Source organism: Rhizobium sp. S152 (assembly GCF_030380735.1).
Taxonomy (GTDB): Bacteria; Pseudomonadota; Alphaproteobacteria; order Rhizobiales; family Rhizobiaceae; genus Rhizobium.
Genome location: NZ_JAUDRZ010000030.1, coordinates 159541 through 175777, shown reverse-complemented (window position 1 = coordinate 175777; position 16237 = coordinate 159541). Strand labels below are relative to the sequence as shown.

Genomic DNA, 16237 nt, shown 5'->3' with positions numbered 1-16237 from the left:
CGTCCAATTTCCGCGAAGCTCCGTTCAAAAGAGCGGGAAATTGGGGCTTTTGGCACGCAACGCCTTGCATAAACGCCCCTGTCATGCAATTGCGACCCGCATATCACGCGGGGATATTTCCCGCCCGACGACAGCCATCGGAGAGCAGTATGAGCCAGTCCGGAAAAAACGGTCTCACCTATAGCGATGCAGGCGTGGATATCGACGCGGGCAACCTTCTCGTGGAGAAGATCAAGCCGGCCGTTCGCTCGACCCGCCGCCCTGGCGCCGACGGCGAAATCGGCGGTTTCGGCGGGCTGTTCGACCTTAAGGCCGCAGGCTTCACTGATCCGGTTCTGGTCGCAGCCAATGACGGCGTCGGCACCAAGCTGAAGATCGCGATCGACGCGGACTATCATGACACCGTCGGCATCGACCTCGTTGCCATGTGCGTGAACGATCTCGTTGTGCAGGGCGCCGAGCCGCTGTTCTTCCTCGATTATTTCGCGACCGGCAAGCTCGATCCGGATCAGGGTGCCAAGATCGTCGAAGGCATCGCCGCCGGCTGCCGCGACGCGGGCTGCGCGCTGATCGGCGGCGAGACCGCCGAGATGCCGGGCATGTACTCCTCCGGCGACTATGATCTCGCCGGCTTCGCCGTCGGTGCCGCCGAGCGCGGCAAGCTGCTGCCGTCTGGCGACATCGGCGAAGGTGACGTCATCCTCGGCCTCGCCTCCTCCGGCGTTCATTCCAACGGCTTCTCGCTGGTGCGCAAGATCGTCGGCATCTCCGGCCTCGACTGGAGCGAGCCGGCACCGTTTGCTGATGGCAAGACGCTTGGCGAAGCCCTGCTGACGCCGACCCGCATCTATGTGAAGCAGCTGCTCAGCGTCATCCGCGAGACCGGGGCGATCAAGGCGCTGGCGCACATCACCGGCGGCGGCTTCCCCGAGAACATTCCGCGCGTGCTGCCGAAGCATCTGGCCGCCGAAATCGATCTTGCCGCCGTCAAGGTTCCGGCCGTGTTTTCCTGGCTGTCTAAGACCGGCGGCGTGGAAGCGAACGAGATGTTGCGCACGTTCAACTGTGGCGTCGGCATGATTGCCGTCGTCTCCGCTGAAAACGCCGACACCGTCATCGCGGCGCTGGAAGCACAGGGCGAGAGCGTCGTGCGGCTCGGTCGGATGATCGCGCGTGCCGAAGGCGCCCATGGCACGCTCTACAAGGGCACGCTCGCCATATGACGTCTTCGCGCAAACGCGCCGTCGTCTTCATTTCCGGCGGCGGCTCCAACATGATGGCGCTGGTCGCCGCCGCTAAAGCTAAGGATTTCCCGGCCGAGATCGTCGGCGTGATCTCCGACAAGGCTGATGCCGGCGGGCTCGCCAAGGCAGCTGCCGAGGGCATCGGGACCTTTGCCTTTCCGCGCAAGGATTACGCCAGCAAGGAAGCGCATGAGGAAGCGATCTTCGCGGCGCTTGACGCGCTGTCGCCTGATATTCTCTGCCTTGCAGGGTACATGCGGCTCTTGAGCGGGACGTTCATCCAGCGCTACGAGGGGAAGATGATCAACATCCACCCTTCCCTGCTGCCGCTCTTCCCCGGACTGCACACGCACCAGCGGGCGATCGATGCCGGCGTCAGGGTGGCGGGCTGCACCGTGCATTTCGTCACCGAGGGCATGGACGAAGGTCCGATCATCGGCCAGGCGGCGGTGCCAGTTCTCTCGGACGACACGGCCGATGACCTGGCGGCCCGCGTGCTGACCGTCGAGCACCGGATCTATCCGCAGGCGCTCAGGCTGTTTGCCGAAGGCAAGGTGGCGATGAAGGATGGCAAGGCTGTCAGAACCGCCGAAGTGTCCGATACCACCGCAACGGGTTCTATTATCTCTGCCTGACCGGAGATTGACCGGCGAGATGATGCGGATCATCATGTGCGTGGCCCACGGGGCGACGCCATGACTGTTACCGTTAATATTGACGAAGCGAGCCTCCCCGAACTCCTTGCCAAGGTAGAAGCCGGCGAGGAGGTCGTTATCCTGCGCGATGGTTTGCCGGTGGCGAGGTTGGCGGCAGTCAGCGCGCCGCGTCAAAACCAGGAGCTTGTCGACGCCATCATTCGCGAGCGTGCCGGTCGCAAACCGGTAACGGAGGCCGAAATAGCCGAATGGAAGCAAATCGGACGGCGCTGATGACATTTGTGGTCGATGCGTCGCTTGCGCTTGCCTGGTTTCTTCCGGATGAAGCCAACCCGGCTGCCGATGATATCTTGAGGCGTGTGGCACATGAGGGTGCCTACGTGCCAGCCCTATTTTGACATGAAATGCGCAACGTATTGGTCACCTCATGTCGCCGCAGACGATTGTCACGCGACGAGGCAAGACTTTCTCTATCGCGTCTTACTCAGCTTCCTCTCGTCACCCGAACTATTGCCGATAGTGTGGCCGTGTTCGATCTGGCGGAACACCATCAGCTGACCGCCTATGATGCAGCCTATTTGGCGCTTGCTATCGACTTGACGCTGTCGCTTGCCACCGTGGACGAGAAGTTGATGGGAGCAGCGGCCCACCAAGGTGTTCCGCTGCTTCGCTGAATTGACCTTGATCGTTACGCCGCGATCGCCCGCGGCTGGTGCAGCGTGCCGTCGCTGTAGACGAAGCGGCCGCCGCGGAAGGTGGCGCGGATGCGGTGGATATCGCCGGCCTCTACCACGACCGCTGGCCGATGGCGATTTCACCGCGGTCAAGCAGGCCAGCAGAGCGGGCGGCGTTCTTCGTTGCCATTGCGACGGCGGTCGGCAGGTTGGTGGCCTCGGCAATCTTCAAGATGCCCGGAACGAAGGCGGCCGGGTGATAATCGGCGGCGATGACGGAGAGGACACCGGCGCGCGCGGCATCGAGCGCGCTGAGATTGCCCGACATGGACTGGCCGCGCAGCGCGTTCGGCGCGCCCATCAGTGTCCACAAGCCACGACGGCGTGCTTCTTCGGCTGCCGGCAGCGTTACCGGGAATTCGCTGATCGTGACGCCCATCTCGTGCATCTCAGCTACCTTCTCGGCGCTGTCGTCGTCATGCGAGGCGAGCGACAGCTTGTAGCGCAGCGAGAGGTCGACGATGCGGCGAAGCGTGGTCTCGATCTCGGGATTGTCGCGCATGGCGATGCGCTTGGCGACCATCTCGGCAGCCATTTCCTCGGAGATGGCACGGCGTTCAGCCATGCTCAGAATATAGCTCCGGATGTCGTTATACTGGCCCTGCCCCGGCGTATGGTCGGTCAGCGAGACCATGTCGACATGACCAGCGTCGAGCAGCTTTTCGAGAGCGGGAGCCGCGCCGACATTGGTGATCTCGTAGCGCGCGTGAACGCGATGATCGATCAGCAGGCTGTCCTTGAAGCGGCTGACGCCCTCGATGACGGCGCAGGTGGTTTCCAGCGAGCGGACATGGCCATAGACGCTTTCCGTGGCGAAGGAGACGGCGGCATAGGCGGTCGTCACGCCATGGGCGGCGAGCTTCTTGTCGAGTTCATGGATACTAAAGCCGATCGGCATCATGGCGTTGGGGCGCGGTGCGATCTCGCGCTCGATCATGTCTCCGTGGAGGTCGACGAAACCGGGCATCAGCAGCCGCCCCTCGCCGTCGATCGCGGCATTAGCGACGAACTCTGGGCGGATCTCGGCGATGACGCCATCCTCGATCCGGACCGAGCCGTGGTTCACGACCTCATCGGGCAGAACGATCGTGAAATTGCTGAGCCACATCGGCCTTCTCCTCGCATTTGGGAATTATGACAAGCCGGAGCCGTTAGACCCGATTCATGACATCCGAATGAACGTCTCAGGGCTTATTCAAGGCAGCCCTGTTCAGCGTCGCCCACTGCAGCAGAATGATCGTCTTGAAGTCGATGATCTCGCCGGTGGCAATCATCTGAACTGCCTCGTCGAGCGCGATTTCGACGACTTCAATGTCCTCGTGCTCCTCGGCCAAGCCGCCGCCTTCGGACACGCGGTCTTCGGTATCGATCGAGGCCGCGAAGAAGTGGACAACCTCGGCGTTGGAGCCGGGCGAACTGTAGGCCTTGAAGAGGAAACGGACATCGCGGACGCGGAAGCCGGTTTCCTCGATGGCTTCGCGGCGGATGGCCGCTTCCGGCTCATCGCCGTCGAGCAGGCCGGCGGGTGTTTCCAGCATCCAGGCCGGCTCGCCGTGGAGATAGACGGGCAAGCGGAACTGGCGTACGAGGACGACGGTGTCCCGCTTGGGGTCGTGCAGCAGGATCGTGGCGGCGGCGGTGCGGTGGTAGATCTCGCGGTGTATCCGGTGCGTTTCGCCGTCGGAATTGGTGTAATCGACCTCATAGTTGCTGAGCCGCGTCCAGCCATCCGAGAGCGTCTCCTCGTGGACGATCTCGGCATTCGCCTTTTCAAATTTCGTCATGCCGCATCCTTGCGAAGCCAAACCTTGTTGTCGTGGACGGCAGCACCGCCATAGGGCGCGACGGGATCGGCCCCGGTCAGAACGTTGATGCCTTCGCCATCCACATGCGCCTTGTTCGGCCAAAGGCCCTCGGCGATCAGCACGCCCGGCTTGACCTCGGTCGTCAGCTTGGCGTGCAGACGAACGTCGCCTCTAGCGTTGCCGACCTGAACGAGGTCGCCGTGTGCGATCCCCCGCGCTTCTGCGTCAGCGGGATTGATCATCAGCTCCGGCCGCCCCTCCTTCTGCCGCGAGGTCTTGGTCTCGGCGAAGCTGGAGTTCAGAAAGTTGCGCGCTGGTGACGTCGCCAGGCGGAACGGGTGTTCGGCGTCGGCCACCTCGATGACGTCGACCTGATCTGGGAATGGCGGCAGCTCGGGATAGGGACCGAGCAGGCCGACGGATTCGGGCGGGCGATTGGGGGCCGGCTGGTTCCGCCAGTCGGGCCGGAAATGGAAGCGGCCGTCGGGATGAGCGAAGCCGTTAAGGAAATGCGCCTCCTCGAAGGCGGGCTGGCGGTCGAACCATTTGTGCTCGAGGAAGTGGTCATAGCCGGGAAGCTCGCTTGATGTGAGGATGCGGTCGATCATCTCGCGCGCGGTGAAACCGAAGCCGGGACAGTCGGAGACGCCGAGGCGCTTGGCCAGCTCCTCGATGACGAAGAGATTGGTGCGCACCGTCTCCGGCGGCTCGACCAGCTTCGGGCCGAGCAGGATGTGGTTCTGGCCGCCGGCCCGGTAGATGTCGTCATGCTCGACGAACATGGTGGCGGGGATGACGATATCGGCCATCTCGGCGGTATCAGTCATGAATTGCTCGTGGACGGCGACGAAGAGATCGTCGCGGGCAAAGCCGCGCTTCACCAGCCGTTGTTCGGGCGCGATGTTCACCGGGTTGGTATTCTGGATCAGCATGGCGGTGACCGGGCCGCGATCGCGCAGGGCTACGGCATCACCCGTCAAGGCGCGGCCGATCTGCGACTGGTCGATCATGCGGATATCCGCATCCTTCATCGACTTGCCGGTCAGTTCCGCGCCGTTCATGCGGAAGATATCGCTGTTGGAGTGGAAAGCGCCACCGCCTTCGTACTGCCAAGAACCGAGGACAGTTGCGACCGAGGCTGCCGCGTGCATGGCGACCGCGCCGTTGCGCTGGCGGGTAAAGCCGTAGCCGAGGCGGAAGAAAGTCTTCTTCGTCGTGCCGACGAGCTTGCCGAAGGCCTCGATCTCGTCCACGGAAAGCCCGGTGATGGCGGCAGCCCATTCCGGCGTCTTCGGCTTCAGATGTGCTTCGAGGCCGGCGGGATCGTCGGCATATTTCGCCATATAGGCGCGGTCGGCATAGCCGTCGCGGAAGGCTATGTGCATGGCGGCGCAGGCAAGTGCGGCATCGGTGCCGGGCTTGAGGATCAGCGCCAGATCGGCCTGCTTCATCGTCGGGCTGTCATAGATGTCGATGACCACAATTTTGGCGCCGCGTTCCTTGCGCGCCTTGATCGCGTGGGTCATGACATTGACCTGCGTGGCGACCGCATTGGTGCCCCAGATTACGACGCAATCGGTGCGTGCCATCTCGCGCGGATCCGGCCCCCGGAGCACGCCGGTCGCCATGGTGAAGCCGGTCCAGGCCGGGTTGGTGCAGATCGACGAGAAGAAGCCGGAGTAGCGCTTGGCGTGGCGCAGGCGATCGATGCTGTCGCGCTGCACCCAGCCCATGGTGCCGGCATAGTAATAAGGCCAGATCGCCTCGCTGCCATCCCTGGCCTCGGCCTTGACGAAGGCTTCGGCGATCTCATCCAGCGCATCATCCCAAGAGATCTGCTGCCACTGCCCTGCCCCTTTGGAGCCCTTGCGGCGCAGGGGGTGCATCAGGCGGTCAGGATGATAGAGGCGCTCGGCATAGCGGGCGACCTTGGCGCAGATGACGCCCGAGGTGTAGCTGTGGTCGTTTGCCCCACGCACGCGGCCGATCCGGCCGTCATCCGTGACCTCGACCTCCAGCGCGCAGGTGGAGGGACAGTCGTGCGGACAGGCGGTGTGGCCGATCCTGACCGCAGACTTCGGGGATTTGGCTTCGATGGGGGTCGCAATGTTCATGGAGTTTCTATATTCCAACCGGCAACCGGCCAAAAGCCGGAAACGACGCCCTCACGCGAATTCATACAGGCATCAGCGAAAATGAACTACCGCCACATCTATCATGCGGGCAACTTTGCCGATGTCCTGAAGCACGCCGTTCTGGCGCGGCTCGTCATCTATATGCAGAAGAAGGATGCGGGCTTCCGCGTGCTTGACACGCATGCGGGCATCGGGCTCTACGACCTGTCCTCGGAAGAGGCACAGAAAACAGGCGAGTGGCGCGACGGGATCGGCAAGATCATGGAGGCCGAGCTCGCGCCGCAGGTGGCCGAATTGCTGGAGCCCTATCTGAGTGCAATCCGCGAGCTCAACCCCGAAGGCGGCATGCGCTACTATCCGGGCTCGCCGAAGCTCTCGCGCATGCTCTTCCGGCCGCAGGACCGGCTTTCGGCGATGGAGTTGCACCCCGAGGATTATCAGCGACTGCATCGCCTGTTCGAGGGCGATCATCATGCCCGCATCACCGAGCTCGACGGCTGGCTGTCGCTCGGCGCGCATCTGCCGCCGAAGGAGAAGCGCGGCATCGTGCTTGTCGATCCGCCCTTCGAGGAAGGCGGCGAATATGAGCGGCTGGTCGATGGCCTCGCCAAGGCCTATCGCCGCTTCCCCGGCGGCACCTATTGCCTGTGGTATCCGATCAAGAAGGGTGCGCCGATCAAGGAATTCCACGAGGCGCTGCAGGCGCTCGATATTCCGAAGACACTCTGCGCCGAACTCACCGTGCGCAGCGACCGCGGAATGGTTACGGGACTGACGGGCTCGGGGCTCATCATCGTCAACCCGCCTTATACGCTGAAGGACGAGCTGCATCAGCTGCTGCCGGCGCTGAAGGACCATATGGCGCAGGACCGTTATGCCTCGCACCGGGCGTTCTGGCTGCGCGGTGAAAACAAGGCCGTGAAAGAGGATTGACCGACTCTTTTATGCGCGGAATAGTCCGGCCGCATTCCAGATATTTTGCCAGGCATTTTGAAAGAGACCGACGATGAAGATCCTCTGCGCGCCCGCATCCCCCTATTCCAGCAAGGTCAGGATGGCCGCTCGCTATCTCGAGCTGGGCGCAACCGAGATCCGCGTCGACACCAACGCCGGCCCCGCGATCCTCGTGGACAACAATCCGTTGGGCAAAATCCCGACGGTGCTGACGGATGACGGCGTTTCCATCTTCGACAGCGTCGCGATCATGCACCATTTCGGGCGACTGAAGGGCAAGCAGCTCTATCCGTCGAAGGACGGCAAGCGCGTGGAGGCCGAAGTGCTGGAAGCGCTGTGCGACGGCATTTGCGATTGCCTCCTCGCCATCGTCTACGAGCGTCGCTTCCGTGACGAGGAAAAGATCCACCAGCCTTGGATCGACCGGCAGTGGAAGAAGGTCATCAGCGGCCTCAACCACCTGAGCGTTCATCTGCCGAAGATCGGCAAGAAGCTGCATGGCGGCCATTTCGCGCTGGCGGCAACGCTCGGCTACCTCGACCTGCGCTTCAAGGGACAGTGGGAAGCCGAGCATTCCGAGCTGATCGGTTGGATTCGTGACTTCGAGAAGAAATTCCCTGGATATGCGGAGCTCAAGCCTCAGGGCTGAGCACGATCGCGCTCCGCTTTCACGAAATCGATGAAGGCGCGCAACGCCGTCGGCAGCTGCCGGCGGCTCGGATAATAGAGGAAGAAGCCCGGGTAATGGGGGCACCAATCCTCAAGCACCCGCACCAATCGGCCGGCCTCGATCTCGTCCCGCACCTGATCCTCGAACAGATACCCCAGACCGTCGCCCTGAAGCACTGCATCGCGGATGATGTCCTGGTCGCCTAAAGTCAGCGGCCCCTGCACTTCGATCTCCAACTCGATGCCGCCGCGCTCGAATTCCCAATGATAGAAAGAGCCACCGCTGAAGCGCAATCGGATGCAAACGTGGTCCTTCAAATCATGCGGCGTCAGCGGCCTGGCCCTGCCTTCGAAATAGCCCGGCGTGCCGACAATGGCGAAGCTGTGGCGCGGCCCGATAGGGATCGCGATCATATCCGCCGCTATGCTTTCGCCGAAGCGTATGCCGGCGTCGAAGCCAGACGAGACCATGTCAATCAACGCGTCGTTGACGACGATCTCGACCTCGACGGATGGATGCGCTTTCAGAAAACGTGAGACGATCGGCAACAGCACCAGCTTGGCCGCCGCACGGGGGGCATTGATGCGCAGCTTGCCGTATGGCTGGCCGCGGAAGGTGTCGAGATCGTCAAGCGCTGCATCGATATCGAGAAAGGCCGGGCGTATCCGATCGAAGAGGCGCGCTCCTGCTTCCGTCAATGCCACGCCGCGGGTAGTGCGGTTGACGAGGCGCACTTCCAGCCTCTCTTCGATCGCTCTCAACGCGTGGCTGAGAGCGGAGGGCGTAACGCCGAGATCGACGGCCGCCTTTCGAAAGCTGCGATGATTGGCTATCGCCAGGAAGATCGCGAGATCGGTGGATCGCACGCGTTTCATTGCTGAATATTTCTCACTAGCTCATGAAGTAGAAGGGAAATTCTCTCAGCTATATGCATGGGCTAATTTCGGGATGTCAAGAAATCACAACCCGAAAGGAAAACGTCATGCGTGTTTGGTTCATCACCGGTGCGTCGCGCGGCTTCGGCGCCCTTATCACCCAGGAAGCCTTGAATGCCGGCGATGCGGTCGTCGCCACGGCGCGCAATCCGAAAGGACTGCAGGAGAAATTGCAGAATCATTCGAATCTGTTGACCGTCGCGCTTGATGTGACGGATGAAGCCTCGGCGCACGCCGCCGCCGAGCAAGCCGTCAAACGCTTCGGGCGGATCGATATCCTGCTCAACAATGCCGGCTTCGGCCCGCTCGGCGCCGTCGAGGAGGCGACCAACGATGAGATTGAGAAGCTATACGCGGCCAACGTCTTTGGCCTGTTGAAGGTGACCCGCGCCGTGCTGCCGCATATGCGCCGGCAGCGTTCCGGCCATATCCTCAACATCTCGTCGATCGGCGGCTATGTCTCGCATGCCGGCTGGGGTGTCTATTGCTCGACCAAGTTCGCGGTTGAAGGACTGACGGAAGCGCTTGCCGCCGAGGTCGCGCCGCTCGGCATCAAGGCGACGGTCGTCGAGCCCGGCTTCTTCCGTACCGATTTCCTGGACGAGAGCTCGCTATCGGTGAGCCCGAGTTCGATTGCCGATTACGCCGAGACGCCTGTTGGCGCCATGCGCGAATTCGCGGCCGGCCATAACCACCAGCAGCCCGGGGACCCTGCCCGCTTCGCCAAGGCGATGATCACGCTCACGCATTCCGACCATCCGCCGCTTCGGATGCCCTTCGGCAGCGATACAGTGGCCGCGATCGAGAGGAAGAATGCAAGCGTCGCCGAAGAACTGGCTACATGGCGGGAGCTTGCGGTATCGACGGATTTCCCGACAGGTAAATAAACGTCAGGCCGCCAAGAACAAAAAAGCCGGGCGCTGGGCCCGGCTTTTTCATGTACTTTGTTCGGCTTAGAACTTCATGCCGATACCGACCTTGACGCTGTGCTCATCGTAGCCGCGCGAAACAGTCGAGCCGCCGATGTTGTAGTCGTTGGTCTGGTAGTCGGTGTAGCGGTATTCAACACGAGCCGTGATGTTGTTGGTGATGAAGGTTTCAGCACCTGCGCCAACGGTGTAGCCGGCAGCGACGTCGGTGTCAGAGCCAACGCTGTTGCTAAACTTGTTCTTGCCGACAGCCAGACCAGCCGTGCCGTAGAGCAGGAAGGGGTTCAGGTCGTAACCGATACGGCCACGGACAGAGCCGTTGACTTCGTTCTTGCCGATGCCGTCGCGGGCAGCGCCGTCAGCGCCGGAGTAGCCGATGTCGGCTTCAACGCCGTATACGATCTGGCCCTGCTGCCAGTTGTAGCCGGTGTAGATCTGACCGCCGAGAGCGCGAGCATTGTACTTGTCGCCAAAGCCGCCCATGTTGTAGGTGCCGGCGCCGCCGAGGTAGAAGCCCTGCCAGTTGCCGGCCGGGGCAACGTCGTTCTGAGCGATCGGGGCTTCCGGGATCTGGTCAACGGCGTCTGCTGCGTAAGCTGCAGAGAAGCCACCCAGGGCAACGGTCGAAACCATCAGGCTAGCAATAAAAGTACGCATACTCGTCTCCTTTCAAACCCGCGCCCTTCGTCAACTGTTTCACAGCGAAGCATTCGCGAGCAATTACACATGTCCCTTGCGGTTCGGGAGGGAAATTGATGTCCAATTGCGGATTTGGAAGAGCCAAATTGTGATTTGATTGTGGCTGCTGGGTGACGAGAATTGGATGTTGCTTCACCGCAACAGGATATTCATTAACCATAACGAATGGTTAAAACAACAATACTTATTTTATGGAAATATACTTGCAAATAATACATACCGCGTTTCGAGCTTTGGATCAATGAAAACGCCTATTTATCTGGTCTTCCCCCGCCCCTATATAGTCGGAGAGCAGAGTTGAGCGATGAAAAGGCATGATCTTGAGCGGTGGAAGACTTCGAACAGCTGTGGTCACGGGCGCGGCAAAAAGAATAGGCCGCGCGATTGCTGAGGATCTCGCCGAGAACGGCTTTTCCGTCGCGATCCACGCGAATGGTTCCATCGCCGAGGCAGAAAATTTTGCGGCAGAATTGCGGCGAAAGGGAAAAACAGCGATTGCGCTTCACGCCGATTTGAAGAATTTCGAAGCCGCCAACGGGCTGATAAAAAAGGCTTTCGAGGCGATTGGCCCTATCGATTTGCTGGTTAACAACGCCTCCGCCTTCCACAATGATTCGGCACACCACTTTGACGCTGCGGCATGGGACGAGCATTTCGCGCTGCACGTGCGGGCGCCATCGATCCTCTCCGCCGCATTCGCGGAACAACTGCCGGAAGACCGTGCAGGGCTCATCATAAATGTGATCGACCAACGGGTCTGGGCGCTCAATCCCGGATTTTATTCCTATACACTCTCCAAGGCAGCACTGTGGACGGCAACGCAGACGATGGCGCAGAGCTTCGCGCCGCGCATCCGCGTCAACGCGATTGGCCCCGGCCCAACGGTTCGCAGCGCGCGGCAGAGCGAAGAGGACTTCCAGGCTCAGGTGGACGGCCTTATCATGAAGGCGGGGCCGGGATTCGGCGAGTTCGGACGGACGATCCGCTTCCTCTATGATACGCCCTCGATCACCGGCCAAATGATTGCCCTCGACGGCGGCCAGCATCTTGCATGGCAAACGCCCGATGTGGCGGAGATTACGGAATGAATTCAAGGAAGCTGCCGGATGGCGGCGTTCTTTACGACGAAAATGACGAGACCGACGACGATATCGAGGTGGAAGGCGAAAGCTCTGCCTCGCCCGTTGCCTCTGCCATCGACTGGAACGAAGGCGGCAGCAACGAGACGGGGCTTGTCGGCGCCGACCTGATCGCGGAATTCGTCAAGCGGCTGCCGAATAGCCCCGGCGTCTACCGCATGTTCAATGAGGCCGGCGACGTGCTCTATGTCGGCAAGGCGCGCAGCCTGAAGAAGCGCGTGAGCAACTACGCGCTCGGCCGCGTGCACTCGAACCGCATCGCGCAAATGGTGCGGCAGACGGCGCATATGGAGTTCGTGACAACAAGAACCGAGATCGAAGCGCTTCTTCTGGAAGCGAATCTGATCAAGCGGTTGCGGCCGCGCTTTAACGTGCTTCTGCGCGACGACAAGTCGTTTCCATATATCCTGATCTCGGGCGACCATCGCGCCCCTGCTATCCTGAAACATCGTGGCGCGCGCGCCCGCAAGGGCGATTACTTCGGCCCCTTCGCATCCGCCGGCGCCGTTGGCCGCACGATCAACTCGCTGCAGCGCGCCTTCCTGATCCGCACCTGCACTGACAGCGTGTTCGAGACGCGAACGCGCCCCTGCCTGCTCTACCAGATCAAGCGCTGTTCCGCCCCCTGCACGCATGAGATCAGCGATGCGGGGTATGGCGAACTGGTGCAAGAGGCGAAGGACTTCCTTTCCGGCAAGAGCCAGAAAGTGAAGGCGCATATGGCCGAGGCCATGAACGAGGCGGCCGAGGACCTCGATTTCGAGCGGGCCGCGGTCTATCGCGACCGCCTCGCCTCGCTCTCGCACGTCTCAAGCCATCAGGGCATCAATCCTGCCGGCGTCGAGGAGGCCGACGTCTTCGCGATCTACCACGAGGGCGGGATTTCCTGCATCCAGGTGTTCTTCTTCCGCACCGGCCAGAACTGGGGTAACCGCGCCTATTTCCCGAAGGCCGACCCACAACTGTCGGGCGCCGAAGTGCTGAGCGCCTTCCTGGCACAGTTCTACGACGACAAGCCGGTGCCGAAGCAGATCCTGCTGTCGGAAACGGTGGACGAGATGGAGCTTTTGGCCGCCGCGCTGGGAGAAAAGGCAGGCCACAAGATTTCGGTGCTGGTGCCGCAGCGCGGCGAGAAACGCGATCTGGTCGATCACGTCATGGGCAATGCGCGCGAGGCGCATGGGCGCAAGCTCGCCGAAACAGCATCCCAATCGAGACTGCTCGAAGGCTTCAAGGATACGTTCAAGCTCTCCTACATTCCGCAGCGCGTCGAGATTTACGACAACTCCCATATCATGGGCACGAACGCTGTCGGCGGCATGGTGGTCGCGGGGCCGGAAGGCTTCGTCAAGAACCAGTATCGCAAGTTCAACATCAAATCGACCGACATCACCCCTGGCGACGACTTCGGGATGATGCGCGAGGTGATGACCCGCCGCTTCACGCGGCTCATCAAGGAAGAAGGCATTCCCGACAGGAGCCAGTCCGTTGCGGCGGCGGATGCGGTAGACATGCCCTTCCCCGCATGGCCTGACGTGATCTTGATCGACGGTGGTCAAGGACAGATGACCGCCGTCCGCGCGATTCTCGAGGAGCTCGGGATCACCGACAGCGTCACCGCCATCGGCGTCGCCAAGGGCGCCGACCGAGAGGCGGGACGCGAGCGCTTCTTCCTACCGGGGGGCGACAACTTCACGCTGCCGCCACGCGATCCGGTGCTCTACTTCACCCAGCGTATGCGCGACGAAGCGCATCGGTTTGCCATCGGCTCGCATCGGGCGCGGCGCAAGAAGGAGATGGTGAAAAATCCGCTCGACGAGATCGGCGGCATCGGCCCTTCACGCAAACGTGCACTGCTACAGCATTTCGGCACCGCCAAGGCGGTTTCGCGGGCAGCACTGTCGGATCTGATGGCCGTCGAGGGCATTTCGGAGACGGTCGCCAAGCAGGTTTACAATCATTTTCATGACGACGCCGCGAAATAGGTGGCGTCGGTCGCAAATTCCACGCAAAGGCAGAGAAAAAACAGAAAGAATGTTGACGCCTTGCGATCAAGTCCGTCATCTACGGACGCATCAATTCAGAGAAAACACTTCATGGCTTCGCGCGCTTACAATATCCCCAATCTGCTGACCTATGGCCGCATTCTGGCCGTGCCGCTCATCGTCCTGTGCTTCTTCCTCGAAGGCAAACTGGCGATCAGCAACACGGCGCGATGGGTTGCGCTGTGGATCTTCGTCATCGCGTCAATCACCGATTTTCTCGACGGCTATCTCGCGCGTATCTGGAACCAGACGTCGAACATCGGCCGCATGCTCGATCCGATCGCCGACAAGCTGCTGGTTGCCTCCATCCTGCTCCTGGTCGCGGCCGATCAGACCATTGCCGGCTGGTCGATCTGGGCGGCGATCACCATTCTCTGCCGTGAAATTCTCGTGTCGGGCCTGCGCGAATATCTGGCGGCGCTGAAGGTCAGCGTTCCGGTCACCCGTATCGCCAAGTGGAAGACAACCGTGCAGCTGGTCGCCATCGCCTTCCTGCTGGCCGGCCCTGCCGGAGACGAGATATTTCCCTACACGACAATGACCGGCATCGGCCTTCTCTGGATCGCCGCGATCCTGACCATCTATACCGGCTACGACTATTTCCGCGCCGGCCTCAAGCACATCGTGGAAGACGAATGACAAAGCTCATCTATTTCGCCTGGGTGCGTGAACGGATCGGCAAGAGCGAGGAAGAGATCGCCCTGCCCCCCTCCGTAGTGACTGTCTCCGATCTTCTGAATCATTTGATGACCTTGGGCGAGGAATATGAGACGGCGCTTCAGTTTCCCGACGTCATCCGCGTGGCGTTGGATCAGGAGCATATCGAGCACGACGAGCCGATTGGCGACGCGCGCGAGATCGGCATCTTCCCGCCGATGACGGGCGGCTGATGCTGCCGGCGCCGACCATCCGCGTGCAGAGCGAGGATTTCGACCTGCAGGCCGAAATCGAACTCCTGACCAAAGGGAAGCCCGGGATCGGCGCCATCGTCACCTTTTCCGGGCTCTGCCGCGATGAAGGCGGAACGCTCACGGCACTCGAACTCGAGCATTACCCCGGCATGGCCGAAGCGGAGATGACGCGGATCGCGGAGATGGCGATCGAGCGATTCAATCTGCGCGGACTGACCGCGATCCATCGCTACGGCAAGATCGCGGCGGGCGAGAATATCGTTCTGGTGATTGCCGCCGCACCCCACCGCCAGGCTGCCTTCGATGGCACCAGCTTCGTCATGGATTTTCTGAAGACGGCGGCGCCCTTCTGGAAGAAGGAGCACGGTCGCGACGGCGCGAGCGGAGAATGGGTCGAGGCCAAGCATGCCGACGATGCCGCGCGGGATAAGTGGAAGTAGCTACGGCACCGCGCGCTCGCGCCGGCTGAGAACCAGAAGAAGCACGAGCAGCGCGAAGACCACCGGGTCGCGCCACAGCACCGAGCCGTATGCGCTCCAGAGCGTTTCCAGCAATCCGAGAAGACCCGCGCCCGCCGCCGATTTCAGCGGATCTGAATAACCGCCGGCAGCGGCCACCATCAACACCTTCAGCCCGAACATCAGGCCCGCGCCGAAGTCCATCGTTCCATAGTAGAAGGTAGCGAGGATGCCGCAGAGTGTCGCGACGAGGCCGGCCGCCGCATAAGCGAGCAGAAATACCCTGCCTGCACTGATGCCGCAAAGCTCGGATGCCAGGGGATCGTCGGTCACCGCGCGCCAAGCTCGGCCCCACGACGTGCGCTTCAGCGCGACCGCTCCGATCGCCGTCATGGCGCACATCAGCGCCGTGTTGATCAGCTGAATCTGCGTCAGCCGGACGTCGAATGCACCATCGCTCCAAAATGTAACGCTACCGTTGAGGAAAGGAGAAAGCCACAGGCTCTTGGTCTCCGAGGCTAGCCTGGCCGTCTCCATGAGGACGATCGAGATGCCGAGGGCGGCGACGATCACCGCGTTCGACGACTGGCGGACGAGCGGGCGCATGACCGACCGTCCAATCCAGACTGTTGCCACTATCGAATAGGCCAACGATGCCAGTGCCCCCAGCGCGATCGCAGCCGGCAGGATAAGCCACAGCCTGTTATAGGCGATGTCGGTGAACAGCAGCAGGATCTGGCCGGAGAAAGCGAAGATGGCGCCGTAAGTGATATCAGCCCGCCGCGTCACGCCGAACGCCAGTGAATAGCCAAAAGCAAGCGTTGCATAGAGCGCCGCCAGCGGTATCGCATTCGCCAGTTGCTGCAGCAGATAGGCCATGAACACTCCCCACGCAGAAATCATAACTGGCAAAATGCTTTTTA

17 protein-coding genes and 1 pseudogene are annotated in these 16237 nt (G+C 61.5%); 12 read left to right on the top strand and 6 right to left on the bottom strand.

Features of this window, described 5'->3' with window-relative positions; all coding sequences use genetic code 11:
* Window positions 1-149 precede the first annotated feature (149 nt).
* The 4 genes from purM (at window position 150) to QTL95_RS25490 (ending at window position 2574) form a co-directional block, all read left to right on the top strand.
* Window positions 150-1223: a phosphoribosylformylglycinamidine cyclo-ligase gene (purM, locus tag QTL95_RS25505; protein ID WP_289722691.1), complete on the top strand. Its 1074-nt coding sequence runs from the start codon at window positions 150-152 to the stop codon at window positions 1221-1223.
* The gene (gene purN / locus QTL95_RS25500; RefSeq protein WP_289722690.1) at window positions 1220-1879 is read left to right on the top strand and encodes a phosphoribosylglycinamide formyltransferase; all 660 of its coding nucleotides are present in this window, start codon (window positions 1220-1222) and stop codon (window positions 1877-1879) included. Before purM ends, purN begins: the two co-directional genes overlap by 4 nt.
* Before the next feature lie 60 nt (window positions 1880-1939).
* Complete coding sequence (locus tag QTL95_RS25495) at window positions 1940-2173, top strand: type II toxin-antitoxin system Phd/YefM family antitoxin (protein WP_289722689.1); 234 nt, start codon at window positions 1940-1942, stop codon at window positions 2171-2173.
* 131 nt (window positions 2174-2304) lie between these two features.
* A complete protein-coding gene (locus QTL95_RS25490) occupies window positions 2305-2574 on the top strand; it encodes a hypothetical protein (RefSeq protein ID WP_289722688.1) in 270 nt (89 codons plus the stop codon).
* 14 nt (window positions 2575-2588) lie between these two features.
* On the opposite strand, the pseudogene QTL95_RS25485 reads toward QTL95_RS25490, so the two are convergent.
* The 3 genes and pseudogenes from QTL95_RS25485 to QTL95_RS25475 all read right to left on the bottom strand — a co-directional run bounded on the left by QTL95_RS25485 (window position 2589) and on the right by QTL95_RS25475 (window position 6553).
* Window positions 2589-3742, bottom strand: a pseudogene (locus tag QTL95_RS25485) (alpha-D-ribose 1-methylphosphonate 5-triphosphate diphosphatase).
* Window positions 3743-3818: 76 nt separating this feature from the next.
* The gene (locus QTL95_RS25480; RefSeq protein WP_289722687.1) at window positions 3819-4418 is read right to left on the bottom strand and encodes an NUDIX domain-containing protein; all 600 of its coding nucleotides are present in this window, start codon (window positions 4416-4418) and stop codon (window positions 3819-3821) included.
* A complete protein-coding gene (locus tag QTL95_RS25475) occupies window positions 4415-6553 on the bottom strand; it encodes a molybdopterin-containing oxidoreductase family protein (protein WP_289722686.1) in 2139 nt (712 codons plus the stop codon). Before QTL95_RS25475 ends, QTL95_RS25480 begins: the two co-directional genes overlap by 4 nt.
* A gap of 81 nt (window positions 6554-6634) precedes the next feature.
* On the opposite strand from QTL95_RS25475, the gene QTL95_RS25470 reads away from it, so the two are divergent.
* Window positions 6635-7507, top strand: coding sequence for a 23S rRNA (adenine(2030)-N(6))-methyltransferase RlmJ (locus QTL95_RS25470; protein WP_289722685.1), 873 nt, complete (start codon window positions 6635-6637; stop codon window positions 7505-7507).
* A gap of 73 nt (window positions 7508-7580) precedes the next feature.
* Window positions 7581-8177, top strand: a complete 597-nt coding sequence (locus tag QTL95_RS25465; RefSeq protein ID WP_289722684.1) for a glutathione S-transferase family protein — start codon at window positions 7581-7583, stop codon at window positions 8175-8177.
* On the opposite strand, the gene QTL95_RS25460 is transcribed toward QTL95_RS25465, so the two are convergent.
* On the bottom strand, window positions 8168-9073 hold the full coding sequence (locus QTL95_RS25460) for a LysR family transcriptional regulator (protein ID WP_289722683.1): 906 nt from the start codon (window positions 9071-9073) through the stop codon (window positions 8168-8170). The two genes, QTL95_RS25465 and QTL95_RS25460, sit on opposite strands and share 10 nt — an antisense overlap.
* A gap of 107 nt (window positions 9074-9180) precedes the next feature.
* On the opposite strand from QTL95_RS25460, the gene QTL95_RS25455 reads away from it, so the two are divergent.
* Window positions 9181-10020 (top strand): oxidoreductase, encoded by an 840-nt coding sequence (locus tag QTL95_RS25455; protein ID WP_289722682.1) that lies wholly within the window; start codon window positions 9181-9183, stop codon window positions 10018-10020.
* 66 nt (window positions 10021-10086) lie between these two features.
* Here the strand turns inward: QTL95_RS25455 and QTL95_RS25450 are convergent, their stop codons facing one another.
* Window positions 10087-10719, bottom strand: coding sequence for an outer membrane protein (locus tag QTL95_RS25450; RefSeq protein WP_289722681.1), 633 nt, complete (start codon window positions 10717-10719; stop codon window positions 10087-10089).
* Window positions 10720-11081: 362 nt separating this feature from the next.
* Here QTL95_RS25450 and QTL95_RS25445 point away from each other — a divergent pair, with 362 nt between their 5' ends.
* The 5 genes from QTL95_RS25445 to QTL95_RS25425 all read left to right on the top strand — a co-directional run bounded on the left by QTL95_RS25445 (window position 11082) and on the right by QTL95_RS25425 (window position 15296).
* A complete protein-coding gene (locus tag QTL95_RS25445; protein WP_289723168.1) occupies window positions 11082-11849 on the top strand; it encodes an SDR family oxidoreductase in 768 nt (255 codons plus the stop codon).
* Window positions 11846-13885: an excinuclease ABC subunit UvrC gene (gene uvrC, locus QTL95_RS25440; protein ID WP_289722680.1), complete on the top strand. Its 2040-nt coding sequence runs from the start codon at window positions 11846-11848 to the stop codon at window positions 13883-13885. Before QTL95_RS25445 ends, uvrC begins: the two co-directional genes overlap by 4 nt.
* Window positions 13886-13996: 111 nt before the next feature.
* Entirely contained in the window at window positions 13997-14584 is a 588-nt protein-coding gene (gene pgsA / locus QTL95_RS25435; RefSeq protein ID WP_112536471.1) for a CDP-diacylglycerol--glycerol-3-phosphate 3-phosphatidyltransferase, read from the top strand.
* A complete protein-coding gene (gene moaD / locus QTL95_RS25430) occupies window positions 14581-14835 on the top strand; it encodes a molybdopterin converting factor subunit 1 (protein ID WP_289722679.1) in 255 nt (84 codons plus the stop codon). The genes pgsA and moaD overlap by 4 nt, the downstream gene beginning before the upstream one ends.
* Complete coding sequence (locus QTL95_RS25425) at window positions 14835-15296, top strand: molybdenum cofactor biosynthesis protein MoaE (RefSeq protein ID WP_289722678.1); 462 nt, start codon at window positions 14835-14837, stop codon at window positions 15294-15296. The genes moaD and QTL95_RS25425 overlap by 1 nt, the downstream gene beginning before the upstream one ends.
* Here QTL95_RS25425 and QTL95_RS25420 read toward each other — a convergent pair whose 3' ends face one another.
* Window positions 15297-16193 carry a branched-chain amino acid ABC transporter permease gene (locus QTL95_RS25420; protein ID WP_289722677.1) on the bottom strand — a complete coding sequence of 299 codons (897 nt, stop codon included), beginning with the start codon at window positions 16191-16193 and terminating at the stop codon, window positions 15297-15299.
* Window positions 16194-16237 lie beyond the last annotated feature (44 nt).

Bases quoted from the DNA above. Each gene is read 5' to 3' on its own strand.
- purM (WP_289722691.1), top strand. From the start codon at position 150: ATGAGCCAGTCCGGAAAAAACGGTCTCACCTATAGCGATGCAGGCGTG.
- purN (WP_289722690.1), top strand. From the start codon at position 1,220: ATGACGTCTTCGCGCAAACGCGCCGTCGTCTTCATTTCCGGCGGCGGC.
- QTL95_RS25495 (WP_289722689.1), top strand. From the start codon at position 1,940: ATGACTGTTACCGTTAATATTGACGAAGCGAGCCTCCCCGAACTCCTT.
- QTL95_RS25490 (WP_289722688.1), top strand. From the start codon at position 2,305: ATGCGCAACGTATTGGTCACCTCATGTCGCCGCAGACGATTGTCACGC.
- QTL95_RS25480 (WP_289722687.1), bottom strand. From the start codon at position 4,418: ATGACGAAATTTGAAAAGGCGAATGCCGAGATCGTCCACGAGGAGACG.
- QTL95_RS25475 (WP_289722686.1), bottom strand. From the start codon at position 6,553: ATGAACATTGCGACCCCCATCGAAGCCAAATCCCCGAAGTCTGCGGTC.
- QTL95_RS25470 (WP_289722685.1), top strand. From the start codon at position 6,635: ATGAACTACCGCCACATCTATCATGCGGGCAACTTTGCCGATGTCCTG.
- QTL95_RS25465 (WP_289722684.1), top strand. From the start codon at position 7,581: ATGAAGATCCTCTGCGCGCCCGCATCCCCCTATTCCAGCAAGGTCAGG.
- QTL95_RS25460 (WP_289722683.1), bottom strand. From the start codon at position 9,073: ATGAAACGCGTGCGATCCACCGATCTCGCGATCTTCCTGGCGATAGCC.
- QTL95_RS25455 (WP_289722682.1), top strand. From the start codon at position 9,181: ATGCGTGTTTGGTTCATCACCGGTGCGTCGCGCGGCTTCGGCGCCCTT.
- QTL95_RS25450 (WP_289722681.1), bottom strand. From the start codon at position 10,719: ATGCGTACTTTTATTGCTAGCCTGATGGTTTCGACCGTTGCCCTGGGT.
- uvrC (WP_289722680.1), top strand. From the start codon at position 11,846: ATGAATTCAAGGAAGCTGCCGGATGGCGGCGTTCTTTACGACGAAAAT.
- pgsA (WP_112536471.1), top strand. From the start codon at position 13,997: ATGGCTTCGCGCGCTTACAATATCCCCAATCTGCTGACCTATGGCCGC.
- moaD (WP_289722679.1), top strand. From the start codon at position 14,581: ATGACAAAGCTCATCTATTTCGCCTGGGTGCGTGAACGGATCGGCAAG.
- QTL95_RS25425 (WP_289722678.1), top strand. From the start codon at position 14,835: ATGCTGCCGGCGCCGACCATCCGCGTGCAGAGCGAGGATTTCGACCTG.
- QTL95_RS25420 (WP_289722677.1), bottom strand. From the start codon at position 16,193: ATGGCCTATCTGCTGCAGCAACTGGCGAATGCGATACCGCTGGCGGCG.